An 11,877-nucleotide genomic window follows, 5' to 3' on the forward strand; every position below is an offset into this window, starting at 1 on the left:
CCCGCAGACCCGTCACCGCTCACGTCGTGACGGGACGCCGGACTCCGGCGTCCTGGCTAGGCGGACACCTCCGACCGGTCGCCGCCCCACAGCGTGTGGAACGAGCCGTCCCGGTCCACCCGCCGGTACGTGTGCGCCCCGAAGAAGTCCCGCTGCCCCTGCGTGAGGGCGGCCGGCAGCCGTTCGGCGCGCAGGGCGTCGTAGTACGCCAGCGCGGCGGAGAAACCCGGGGTGGGCACGCCCTGACGGGTCGCGGCGACCAGCACCTCGCGCCAGTCGTCCTGCGCCGCGGCGATCTCCCGCGCGAACGTCTCGTCGCTCAGCAGGCTCGGCAGGTCGGGACGGGCGTCGTAGGCCGCGCGGATCCGGTCGAGGAAGGCCGCGCGGATGATGCAGCCACCGCGCCAGATCGAGGCGACGGCGCCCAGGTCGATGTCCCAGTCGTACTCGGCACGGGCCGCGTCGATCTCGTGGAAGCCCTGCGTGTACGACACGATCTTCGACGCGTACAGCGCCTGCTCGACCCGGTCGGCGAAGGCCGCCGCCTCCGCCTCGCCCAGCGGCGCTGCCGTCGGCCCGGCCAGCCCGCGCGACGCGGCGCGCAGCCCGGCGTGCCCGGACAGCGACCGCGCGAACACCGCCTCGGCGATCCCCGACACGGGGACACCCAGGTCCAGCGCGATCTGCACGGTCCACCGGCCGGTGCCCTTCTGCTCCGCCTGGTCCACCACCACGTCCACGAAGGGCCGCCCCGTCGCCGCGTCCACATGGGACAGCACCTCGGCGGTGATCTCGATCAGGTAGGAGTCCAGCCGGCCCGTGTTCCAGGTGCGGAAGATCTCCGCGATGCGCGCCGGCTCGTACCCGGCGACCTCGCGCAGCAGCTGGTAGGCCTCGCCGATCAACTGCATGTCGGCGTACTCGATGCCGTTGTGCACCATCTTCACGAAGTGACCGGCGCCGTCCGGGCCCACGTGCGTCACGCAGGGCGCACCGTCCGCCGCCTTCGCGGAGATCTTCTCCAGCATCGGGCCGAGCGAGTCGTACGACTCCTTCGGGCCGCCCGGCATGATGCTCGGGCCGTGCAGCGCGCCCTCCTCGCCGCCGGAGACGCCCATGCCCACGAAATGGATTCCCTGCTCGCGCAGTTCGCGCTCCCGGCGTCGGGTGTCGGCGAAGTGGGCGTTGCCCCCGTCGATGATCATGTCGCCGGGCTCCAGCAGCGGCGCGAACTCCTGGATCACCGCGTCCGTCGGGTCACCGGCCTTCACCATCACCACCAGGCGGCGGGGGCGCTCCAGCGCCGCCACGAACTCCTTGGCGGTCTCGGCCGCGACGAACTCGCCCTCGTGCCCGAACTCCTCCACCAGGGCGTGGGTCCGCGCCGCCGTCCGGTTGTGCACGGCCACCGTGTAGCCGTTGCGGGCGAAGTTCCGGGCGAGGTTGCGGCCCATGACCGCGAGTCCCGTGACGCCGATCTGGGCTGTAGTGCTCATACCGCCTGCTCCTCGAAACATGGATGGACAACGTGGAGGCCGTACCGGTCGTGCTCGCCCGCCAGTATGGTCCGTGCGGCTTCCCCGACCATGCTGACGTGCCGTTCCACCGGCCGCACATCCGCTTCTGCCCGCTCCAGTACGCGCGCCGGGCCGCGTTCGCCTCAGCCGGGGCGCCGACGATCCGGCCAAGGAGCGCGGCTTTCTCGCCATTTGGGGGGCGCAAGCGGCCGATTGCGCCCTTGTCCCGGCCGGTTCGCAGCGCTTACTTTTGCCGCCCTGACGCCTGTCGAGGGGGCTTGAGACATGGCCGTACGCGGCCGGCACCGCCGGTACCAGCCGAACAGGATCAACCGCGCCTCGCTCACCGTGACCGCGGGTGGCGCCGGTATGGCCATCCCGCTGATGGGCGCCGGCGCCGCCCACGCGGCGGACGCGGACACCTGGAACAAGGTGGCCGCCTGCGAGTCGAGCGGGAACTGGCACATCAACACCGGCAACGGCTACTACGGCGGGCTGCAGTTCACCCAGTCCACCTGGGAGGCCTACGGCGGTCTGCGGTACGCCGGGCGGGCCGACCTGGCCACCCGCGCCGAGCAGATCGCCGTGGCCGAGAAGGTCCTCGACGGCCAGGGGCCGGGCGCCTGGCCGACCTGTTCGACGCGGGGCGGGCTGACCCGGGACCAGGCCGAGCCCCGGCCGCACAAGGCCCCTTCCGGTGGTGGTCCCACCGCCGTCCAGGCCAAGGACATCCAGCCGCAGAGCACCCCGCAGTCCCGGGTCGGCAAGACCGCGATGTACACGGTGGTGCACGGCGACACCCTCTCCGGCATCGCCGAGCGCCGGCACGTCCAGGGCGGCTGGCAGCGGCTCTACGCGGCCAACCGGTCGACGATCGGTGCCGACCCCGACCTGATCCTGCCCGGCCAGCGGCTGGACGTGGGCGCCTCGTCGAGGCCGGGGCCGGCCGCACCGAAGTCCCGTACCGCCGAGAAGCCCGGCACCGCGTCGAAGCCGAAGACGGCCCAGAAGCCGAAGACGGCCCAGAAACCCGAGGCGGCCCACAAACAGAAGACGGCACCCGAGCCGAGGACCGCGCCCCGGCGCACCACGCAGCCGGCCGAGCCGAAGACGCGGAGCACCTCCACGTCCCAGGCCGCCCCCAGGACCCACACCGCCGGTCTGGTCGCCCCCGTGGCCGCCGCCACCGGCACGCGGTACCACGCCACCGGTTCCTCCTGGTCGAAGGGCTACCACACCGGCGTCGACTTCCCCGTGCCCACGGGCACCTCCGTGAAGGCGGTCGGGGCGGGCGAGGTGGTCAGCGCGGGCTGGGGCGGCTCGTTCGGCTACCAGGTGGTGATCCGGCACTCCGACGGGCACTACTCCCAGTACGCCCACCTCTCGGCGATCTCCGTACGTGCCGGTCAGTCGGTCACCGTCGGTCAGCGCATCGGCCGCTCCGGCTCCACGGGCAACAGCACGGGCCCGCATCTGCACTTCGAGGTGCGGACGGGGCCCGGTTTCGGTTCCGACATCGACCCGGTGGCGTACCTCCGGGCGGGCGGCGTCAGGATTTGACGCGGGTACGGTGCCGGTCGAGCACCGGGGCCGGCAGGACTGCCCGGCCGTCCGTGCCGGACCCGTACGGCGGCACCGGTGCGCCGACGGGCCCGCCCAGCGGGGAGGGCAGCCAGGCCGGCGCCGCCCGGCCCGCGTAGGGCACGGCGGCCGACTGCACCGGCACGGTGCCCAGCAGCTCGGCCTCCGGCACCGGTTCTCCGCCCGCGACCAGCACCCCGTCGGGAACGAGACGCTCGTCCGGGACCACCACCCCGTCGGGTACAAGACGCTGGTCCGGGACCAGCACCCTGTCCGGAACCAGTGCCTCCTCCAGAACCAGTTCCTCGCGCGCGGCGAGTCCGGCCTCCTGGATCACCGGCGTCGGCGCGCCCTCGGCCGCCGCGTCCGGTGTGCCGTCCACGCCCACACCCACCACCATGTCGCCACCCCCGGGCGTCCTCGCAAGGCGCTCGGTGGTCAGCAGGATCAGACCGCCCGCCGCCACCACGCCGCAGCTCAGCGCGAGCGCCGTACCGATGGTGCCGTAGCGGAAGGTCTCACCGAACATCGTGATGCCCACGGCGGCCGCCACCACCGGGTTGACCACGGTCAGCGTGGCCAGCGGGGCGGCGAGGCCGGCGCCCCGGTAGGACGCCTGCGACAGCAGTACTCCGGCGACGGCGAAGACGCCGATCGCGGCGAGCGTCGGCAGGTCGGCCGGGCGGACGGCGCCGCTCCAGTCGACGGTCGCGATCTTGGTGAACACGGACGCCATGCCGAAGGCGATCCCGGACGCGGTGGCCAGCAGCACACTGCGCACCGCCGGATGGCGGTGGGCGGCCCGGCCGGCGATCATCAGGGCGACCACCACCCCACCGGTGACCAGGGCGACGCTCACCCGCTCCGCGGTGCTCAGCGAGTGCGTCTCGGAGGCGCCGACCAGGGACAGCAGTCCGGCCAGACCCACCGTCGCCATGAGCGCGCCCCGCCAGGCGGTCCGTCCGGCCCGGCGGCCCACGAAGAGCGCCGCCATCGGCAGCGCGAACACGATCGTCAGGGCACCCAGCGGCTGCACCAGGCTCAGCGGCCCGTAGGCGAGGGCCACCACGTGCAGCAGGCCGCCGAGGCCGTTCATCGCCACCGCCGCCCACCAACTCGGCCGGTGCAGCGGCGCGTAGCTCCCCTCGGGCGAGGACAGCGCGACCTGCTCCTGCACGATCGCCCCGCCGGCGTAGGCGACGGCGGACACGAGCGACAGGACCACGGACAACGCGAGGGCGCTCATCGGCAGCTCCTCTGCGTGGGGCGGGGGCGCGGGGCCCGGCGCGGTGAACGGTCGGCTTCCATGGAGAACACGATGCCGCGCGGATCTCTTCCCGTCGTCGTCCCTGAGCATTCAATGGGTCCTACTGCCGATGGAGTACTCCGGACGCACCCTCCTCCCCAGGACGGGTGACACCCCCGACGGACCCCCTGATCACAACCCCGATCCCCCTTGGTACTACTGCCCTTCGTGGACCTCGACCCCGATCTCACCGCCCTCCGCCCGCTCGGCGGGTTCTTCCTCCTGCGCACGGCCGGAGACCCGCCGGGCGCGCTGCCGACCCTGGCGGACGCCTACGCCGGACGGTCATCCCATGTTTACGGACATTCCATGATTTTCCGCGTCCGGAAGGTCGCGCGGAGCATCCGTGCCCCGGAGGAGCGGGTCGCCGCGTCGGTGGCGCACCAGGGGCTGGCCGCCCGGCTCTGGTCGATCGCGCTGGGCTGCGCCGTGCTCTACGGCCGGCTGCCCGACCTCGACCCCCGGCTGGTGCGGTGGGACCCCGACGCCGGTGCGCCGGACGACCTGTGGCTGACCCGCGTACGGCCCCTGCCCGTGGACCGGCTCGCCGAGGTCGTGCTGGAGGGTCACCTGGAACCGCTGGCCGCCGTGGTGCGCGCCGACCACCGGCTCGCCCCCGGCCTGCTGTGGGGCAACGCCGCCTCGGCGCTGGCGGGGGCCGCGCGGCAACTGGAGCGCTGGGCGGGTGACCACGGCCGCCCCGACCTGGTCGCGGCCACCCGCTCCCTCGCCGGCCGGCTGTTCACCCATCCCCTGCTCGCGGGCACGGGGCGCCTGGAAGCCTCCGGCACCGGCGCGGGCGGTCCCGTCTTCCGCCGGCGCAGCTGCTGCCTGTACTACCGCGTCCCCGGCGGGGGCGTCTGCGGCGACTGCTGCTTCACCCGGCCCCCGCGCTCTTCCCCGCACGCCCCGTCTGGGCGACCATGAAGGAACCGGCCACGAGGAGCAGGGGGTTCCGGGTGCGAGTGGGACTGCTGAGCCGTGAGTACCCGCCGGACGTGTACGGCGGGGCCGGCGTCCATGTCGAGTTCCTCGCCCGGGAGCTGCGGCGGCTCGTCGACCTGGAGGTGCACTGCTGGGGCGAGGTCACCCCCCGGGAGAAGTCCGAGGGCGTCCTGCGGCACCGCCCCTGGTCCGCCCTGGACGGCGGGAACGACGCCCTGCGCACCTTCTCCGTGGACCTGTCCATGGCCGGTGCCCTGGCGGGCCGCGACCTGGTCCACTCCCACACCTGGTACGCCAATCTCGCCGGGCACGTCGCCAAACTGCTGCACGGTGTGCCGCACGTGATGACCGCGCACTCGCTGGAGCCGCTGCGCCCCTGGAAGGCCGAGCAGCTGGGCGGCGGGTACGCGCTCTCCAGCTGGGCCGAGCGCACCGCGATCGAGGCCGCCGACGCGGTGATCGCCGTCTCCGCCGCCATGCGCGCCGACGTCCTCGACTGCTATCCCGCGCTCGACCCGGCGCGGGTCCACGTCGTGCACAACGGCATCGACACGACGCTGTACCGCCCCGACCCCGGCACCGACGCCCTCGCCCGCGTCGGACTGGACCCGGACCGCCCCTACGTGCTGTTCGTCGGCCGCATCACCCGGCAGAAGGGCGTGCCGCACCTGCTGCGGGCGGTGCGCGACATCGACCCGGCCGCGCAGGTCGTGCTGTGCGCCGGCGCGCCCGACACCCCGGAGATCGACCGGGAGTTCCGCGAGCTGTTCGAGGAGCTGAGCCGGGCCCGCGACGGGGTGCACTGGATCCCGCGCATGCTGCCCCGGCCGGAGGTGATCCAGTTGCTCACCCACGCGACCGTGTTCGTCTGCCCGTCCGTCTACGAGCCGCTCGGCATCGTCAACCTGGAGGCGATGGCATGCGGCACGCCCGTGGTGGCCTCCCGGGTCGGTGGTATCCCGGAGGTCGTCGAGGACGGGCGTACGGGGGTACTCGTACCGGTGGACGAGGGCGCCGAGAACGACAAGAACGACAAGAACGACAAGAACGACGACAACGACGAGAGCTTCGCCAAGGGTCTCGCCCGGGCGCTGGACGCGGTGATCGGGGACCCGGCGGCCGCCCGGCGGATGGGCGAGGCGGGACGGGAGCGCGCGGTGGACGAGTTCGGCTGGGACGCGGTCGCCCGGCGGACGGTCCGGCTCTACGAGGAGATCCTCGAACAGGCTTAGATCTTCGAACAGGCTTACTCCGGTCTGCTCGGGGCAACCATGGCTCTACACCAGGGTGAGGGGAGCGGCCCATGCGTATCGGCGGACCTTCCGTGCTGGGGATCGTGCTCGCGGGCGGCGAGGGCAAGCGCCTCATGCCGCTCACCGCGGACCGCGCGAAGCCCGCGGTGACCTTCGGCGGGACGTACCGCCTCGTCGATTTCGTGCTGTCCAACCTCGTCAACGCGGACATCCTGCGGATCTGTGTGCTGACCCAGTACAAGTCGCACTCGCTGGACCGGCACATCACCACCACCTGGCGGATGTCGAGCCTGCTCGGCAACTACGTCACCCCCGTGCCGGCGCAGCAGCGGCTCGGCCCGCGCTGGTACCTGGGCAGCGCCGACGCGATCCTGCAGTCGCTGAACCTGGTGCACGACGAGCAGCCGGAGTACGTGGCGGTGTTCGGCGCCGACCACGTGTACCGGATGGACCCGCGCCAGATGCTCGCCCAGCACATCGACAGCGGGGCCGGGGTCACCGTCGCCGGCATCCGGGTGCCCCGTGCCGAGTCGTCGTCGTTCGGGGTGATCACACCGGGCCCCGACGGACGGACGGTCGAACGCTTCCTGGAAAAGCCGGCCGATCCGCCCGGACTCGCCGACGACCCCGGGTCGGTCTTCGCCTCCATGGGCAACTACCTCTTCACCACCAAGGCCCTCGTCGAGGCGCTGCGGCGCGACGCGGAGGAGGAGGACTCCGTGCACGACATGGGCGGCTCGATCCTCCCCCAGCTCACTGTGCGCGGCGAGGCGTGCCTGTACGACTTCAGCGAGAACTACGTGCCCGGCGAGACCTCCCGCGACCAGGGGTACTGGCGGGATGTCGGCACGCTCGACACGTACTACGAGTCCCACATGGACCTCATCGCCGAGCGCCCCAAGTTCAACCTCTACAACCGCAACTGGCCGATCTACACCCACTCCACCCAGCTGTCGCCCGCCCGGTTCAACGCGGGCGGCATGGCCAGCGAGTCGATCATCAGCGCGGGGTGCCTGATCCGGGGGCAGGTCACCCGTTCGGTGCTGTCGCCGGGGGTGGTCGTCGATCCGGGAGCGATGGTGCAGGGATCCGTGCTGCACGACAACGTCCACATCGGCCGCGGGGCGGTGGTGCGGGGCGCCGTGCTGGACAAGAACGTCGAAGTCCCACCGGGGGCCACGATCGGCGTCAACCCGGAGCGGGACGCGGCGCTGTACACCGTCTCGAAGGGTGGGGTGATCGCCCTGGGGAAGGGCCAGCGGGTGTCCTGACCCGGCGCGGGGCGAGGCGGCCCGGGCCGCCTCGAAGGGAGGCGGTTCGGGGCCGGGCGGGTGAACGGTCCGAGCCGCCCGTGTCGGCCGTACGGAGCAATCGGGCGGGCACTTAATGCGCTGTTAACTGAGCGTAGCCTGATCGCACTTGACCGTAATCGCGCGCAGGCGATTGACTGCTGTCACCTCATCCCCGTCGTCGCGAGGCGAAGCCCTTGACTGCTGATCTGCTGGCACCCCTCGACCTGGCGTTCTGGAACATCGAGTCCCCCGAGCACCCGATGCACCTCGGCGCCCTGGGCGTGTTCCCGGCCCGCTCGCCCACAGCGGGCGCCCACGCCGCCGACCTGCTCGCCGCGCGGGCCGCGGCCGTGCCCGGGCTGCGCATGCGCATCCGGGACGTGTGGCGGCCGTTCGACCCGGACCGACCGCTCGAACTGCGCCGGCCGCTGGCCCTGGGCGGTGCCGTCCGGGAGAGCGACCCGCACTTCGACCCGCAGCGCCACGTCCGGCTGCACTCGCCCACCGCCGACTTCCAGGGGGCGGCCGGGCTGCTGATGGAGCGGCCGCTGCACCGGGGTCGGCCGCCCTGGGAGGCGCACGTCCTGCCCGGCGAGGACGGCGTGTCCTTCGCGGTGCTGTTCAAGTTCCACCACGCCCTCGCCGACGGCCTGCGCGCGCTCGGCCTGGCCGCCGCCGTCCTCGACCCGCTGGACCTGCCCGAGCCGCGGCCCCGCCCCACCGCACCGTCCCGGCGCGCGGTGCCGGACGTGCGCCGGCTGCCGTCGCTGGTGCGCGGCGCCCTGTCGGACGTCGGGCGCGCCCTCGACATCGGCGCCTCCGTCGCCGTGTCCACCCTCGGCACCCGCTCCACCGCCGCGCTGACCGCCGCGCCCACCGGTACCCGCCGCACCGCCGGTGTGGCCCTCGACCTCGACGACGTGCACCGGGTGCGCAAGACCGTCGGCGGGACCGTCAACGACGTGCTGATCGCGGTCGTCGCCGGGGCGCTGCGCCGCTGGCTCGACGAGCGCGGCGACGGCAGCGAGGGCGTGGCGCCGCGCGCTCTCATCCCCGTCTCCCAGCGCCGCCCGCGCACCGCCCACCCGCAGGGCAACCGGCTCTCCGGGTACCTGATAAGGCTTCCCGTCGGCGAGAGCGACCCGCTGCGGCGGCTGGCCGCCGTGCGCACGGCCATGGACCGCAACAAGGACGCCGGACCCGGCCGGGGGGCCGGCGCCGTCGCGCTGCTCGCCGACCACGTGCCCGCCCTGGGCCACCGTATCGGCGGGCCCCTGGTCAGCCAGGCCGCTCGGCTCTGGTTCGACATCCTCGTCACCAGCGTCCCGCTGCCCAGCCTCGGCCTGAAGCTGGGCGGCAACCCCCTCACCGAGGTGTTCCCGTACGCCCCGCTGGCGCGCGGCCAGTCCCTCGCGGTCGCCGTCTCGACGTACCGCGGCCGGGTCCACTTCGGACTGGTGGCCGACGCCGTGGCCGTGCCTGACCTGGAGCGGTTCGCGGGGGCGCTGACCGCGGAGGTGGCGGCGCTGGTCGCGGTGTGCGTGGTGTGAGCGGGCGGGGCCGGCGGCGAGGTGTGAGCGGGCGGGCCCGATGGTGAGGTGTGAGCGGGCGGGTCCGGTTCCGGCGCGGTCGGGGGTCCGTGCCGGCGCCGGCCGGGCGCCGGTCCGGGGCCGCGGCGGGTGGCCGAGCGGGTTTGGGGGCGGGGCCCGGTGCTGAAGTAAAATTCCGCGTTCGAAAGCGAGCGCGGTCGGCGCGCCGCTCGGTGGACCAGGGAACGGCAGCGCGATGACGGTGACAGAAGACGGCCCGGTGACGACGGACGACGCGTCCGTGGAGCCCTACGGCCCCGGCATCGACCCGGAGCGCCTCGCGGTCTGCCTCAGCGTGCTCAAGGAGCTCGACGAGCTGGAGGTGGACCACCCCGACGCGATCGCCGTGCGCCGCGCCACCTCGCACATCTACCGCTCAGTCAAGCAGCGCCGCCGCCAGGAGCGCCGGGCCGCCAAGACGGCGCACGACCGGCAGGTCACCGAGGCCACGGCCACCGGTTCCGCGCAGCGCATCGACGACGAGACCGAGGGCCTCCTGCCGTCCTCCCGGGTCGGCGAGGGGAAGATCGCGGGGATACTCCAGCGCCCGCGCTCCTGCTACACCTGCAAGAAGCGCTACGTGGAGGTCGACTACTTCTACCACCAGCTCTGTCCGGACTGCGCCCGCACCAACCGGGCCAAGCGCGACGCCCGCGCCGACCTCACCGGCAAGCGCGCACTGCTCACCGGCGGCCGGGCCAAGATCGGCATGTACATCGCGCTCCGGCTGCTGCGCGACGGCGCCCACACCACCATCACCACGCGCTTCCCGAAGGACGCCATCCGCCGGTTCAAGGCGATGGACGACTCGGCGGACTGGATCCACCGCCTGGAGGTCGTCGGCATCGACCTGCGCGACCCCGCCCAGGCCGTCGCCCTGGCCGACCAGGTCGCCGAGCAGGGCCCGCTGGACATCCTGATCAACAACGCCACGCAGACCGTGCGCCGGCTGCCCTCCGCCTACGCCGCGCTGGTCGAGGGCGAGAGCGCTCCGCTGCCGGCCGGGGAACTCCCCGCCCACCACGTCATCGGCGCCTTCGGCTCCGGCGCGGTCGACGGCCTCGCCGCGCTGCCCGTCGGCGTCAGCGGACTCGACGCGCAGCAGGTCGCCGACCTCGCGCTGGTCGCCGGCCACGCCAGCGTGGAGCGGCACCGCGCAGGCACCGCCATCGACGCGGGCGGTCTGGTCCCGGACGTCGTCGAGAGCAACACCTGGGTGCAGACCATCGAGCAGATCTCGCCGGTGGAGCTGCTGGAGACCCAGCTGTGCAACTACACCTCGCCGTTCATCCTCATCAGCAAGTTGCGCCCGGCGATGGCGGAGGCCGCGCGCAGGGCGCGGAGCAAGCGCGCCCACATCGTCAACGTCAGCGCCATGGAAGGAGTGTTCAACCGCGGCTACAAGGGCGCGGGCCACCCCAACACCAACGCCGCGAAGGCCGCGGTCAACATGGTGACGCGGACCAGCGCCCAGGAGATGTTCGACGCCGACGGCATCCTGATGACCTCCGTCGACACCGGCTGGATCACCGACGAGCGCCCGCACTTCGACAAGCTGCGGCTGGCCGAGGAGGGCTTCCACGCCCCCCTGGACCTGGTCGACGGCGCGGCCCGGGTCTACGACCCGATCGTGCGCGGCGAGTCCGGCGAGGACGTCTACGGGGTCTTCCTGAAGGACTACGCGCCGGGCAAGTGGTGACGCCCGCCCGGGCCCGGACGGCCCGGACGCCGCGGCGCGCCGTTTTGCCGGTCCCTTGCGCCGATCGACCGAACGGGTGAGACACCGAGGGTGACTTTCCGGGCGTACGGGTCAATTCACATGGGACGACATCGGGGTGACTTGCCATAGTTACCCCAAATTTTCGGCGCTATCGAGCAGGCCCCCGCTCATCTGGTTAATCTGGGGCGGACGGACAGCAGTAAGGGGTCCCACCCACACCCACCGTCCGTCATGGGACAAGCCGGACACAGCGGTTTGCTCTCCTTGCAGTGATCGGCGCCACCGCGCCCGAGCCGCCTTCAAGCATGACCCGAGGGCGCGTCAGGCGCCGGAGCGCAGACCGACCGGCACGCCCCGAGGGTGACCCGACACATAAGGAGTGCGCGGTGACACCGGAGAAGACGAATCGCGAGCAACGCCCCAAGGAACGCAGCGAGCGCGTCGGCCGCCGGCCCGGCGAGCTCGGCAGCCTCGACGTGTGGGCCCGTTCGGCCCCGATCCGCCTGGCGGGCTACGAGGACGACCTCGCCGAGCCCCATATCCTGCCCAGCGTGGACTGAGCCGGTCCCCGCCGCGCGAACGCCGACGGCGGGGGCGCACCGATCGCGCGCCCCCGCCCGCCGAAAAGCACCCCCCCGCCCAAAGGGGCCCTCCCGCCCCCAAGCCGCTACCCC

At 73.1% G+C, this 11,877-nt stretch carries 9 protein-coding genes; 7 read left to right on the plus strand and 2 right to left on the minus strand.

Features of this window, described 5'->3' with window-relative positions; all coding sequences use genetic code 11:
- Positions 1-56 precede the first annotated feature (56 nt).
- Positions 57-1,496 carry an NADP-dependent phosphogluconate dehydrogenase gene (gene gndA / locus ACSLTV_RS28480; protein ID WP_432136762.1) on the minus strand — a complete coding sequence of 480 codons (1,440 nt, stop codon included), beginning with the start codon at positions 1,494-1,496 and terminating at the stop codon, positions 57-59.
- Positions 1,497-1,802: 306 nt separating this feature from the next.
- Between gndA and ACSLTV_RS28485 the strand changes: the two genes are divergently transcribed.
- Complete coding sequence (locus tag ACSLTV_RS28485) at positions 1,803-3,077, plus strand: transglycosylase family protein (protein WP_432136761.1); 1,275 nt, start codon at positions 1,803-1,805, stop codon at positions 3,075-3,077.
- Here ACSLTV_RS28485 and ACSLTV_RS28490 read toward each other — a convergent pair.
- On the minus strand, positions 3,067-4,344 hold the full coding sequence (locus ACSLTV_RS28490) for a DMT family transporter (RefSeq protein WP_432136760.1): 1,278 nt from the start codon (positions 4,342-4,344) through the stop codon (positions 3,067-3,069). The genes ACSLTV_RS28485 and ACSLTV_RS28490 overlap by 11 nt on opposite strands.
- A 210-nt stretch (positions 4,345-4,554) precedes the next feature.
- Here ACSLTV_RS28490 and ACSLTV_RS28495 point away from each other — a divergent pair, with 210 nt between their 5' ends.
- The 6 genes from ACSLTV_RS28495 to ACSLTV_RS28520 all read left to right on the plus strand — a co-directional run bounded on the left by ACSLTV_RS28495 (position 4,555) and on the right by ACSLTV_RS28520 (position 11,763).
- Positions 4,555-5,331 (plus strand): (2Fe-2S)-binding protein, encoded by a 777-nt coding sequence (locus ACSLTV_RS28495; protein ID WP_432136759.1) that lies wholly within the window; start codon positions 4,555-4,557, stop codon positions 5,329-5,331.
- A gap of 32 nt (positions 5,332-5,363) precedes the next feature.
- Positions 5,364-6,581: a glycogen synthase gene (gene glgA, locus ACSLTV_RS28500; RefSeq protein ID WP_435613127.1), complete on the plus strand. Its 1,218-nt coding sequence runs from the start codon at positions 5,364-5,366 to the stop codon at positions 6,579-6,581.
- 71 nt (positions 6,582-6,652) lie between these two features.
- On the plus strand, positions 6,653-7,873 hold the full coding sequence (gene glgC, locus ACSLTV_RS28505) for a glucose-1-phosphate adenylyltransferase (protein ID WP_432136757.1): 1,221 nt from the start codon (positions 6,653-6,655) through the stop codon (positions 7,871-7,873).
- A 215-nt stretch (positions 7,874-8,088) separates the two neighbouring features.
- Positions 8,089-9,444 carry a wax ester/triacylglycerol synthase family O-acyltransferase gene (locus tag ACSLTV_RS28510; RefSeq protein WP_432136756.1) on the plus strand — a complete coding sequence of 452 codons (1,356 nt, stop codon included), beginning with the start codon at positions 8,089-8,091 and terminating at the stop codon, positions 9,442-9,444.
- 235 nt (positions 9,445-9,679) lie between these two features.
- Positions 9,680-11,182 carry an SDR family NAD(P)-dependent oxidoreductase gene (locus ACSLTV_RS28515; protein WP_432136755.1) on the plus strand — a complete coding sequence of 501 codons (1,503 nt, stop codon included), beginning with the start codon at positions 9,680-9,682 and terminating at the stop codon, positions 11,180-11,182.
- Positions 11,183-11,589: 407 nt separating this feature from the next.
- On the plus strand, positions 11,590-11,763 hold the full coding sequence (locus ACSLTV_RS28520) for a hypothetical protein (protein WP_432136754.1): 174 nt from the start codon (positions 11,590-11,592) through the stop codon (positions 11,761-11,763).
- The last annotated feature ends 114 nt before the right edge of the window (positions 11,764-11,877 follow it).

The organism is Streptomyces sp. bgisy159 (genome assembly GCF_965341775.1).
GTDB lineage: Bacteria > Actinomycetota > Actinomycetes > Streptomycetales > Streptomycetaceae > Streptomyces.

Coding starts and splice junctions, on each gene's coding strand:
- gndA (WP_432136762.1), bottom strand. CDS start 1,496: ATGAGCACTACAGCCCAGATCGGCGTCACGGGACTCGCGGTCATGGGC.
- ACSLTV_RS28485 (WP_432136761.1), top strand. CDS start 1,803: ATGGCCGTACGCGGCCGGCACCGCCGGTACCAGCCGAACAGGATCAAC.
- ACSLTV_RS28490 (WP_432136760.1), bottom strand. CDS start 4,344: ATGAGCGCCCTCGCGTTGTCCGTGGTCCTGTCGCTCGTGTCCGCCGTC.
- glgC (WP_432136757.1), top strand. CDS start 6,653: ATGCGTATCGGCGGACCTTCCGTGCTGGGGATCGTGCTCGCGGGCGGC.
- ACSLTV_RS28515 (WP_432136755.1), top strand. CDS start 9,680: ATGACGGTGACAGAAGACGGCCCGGTGACGACGGACGACGCGTCCGTG.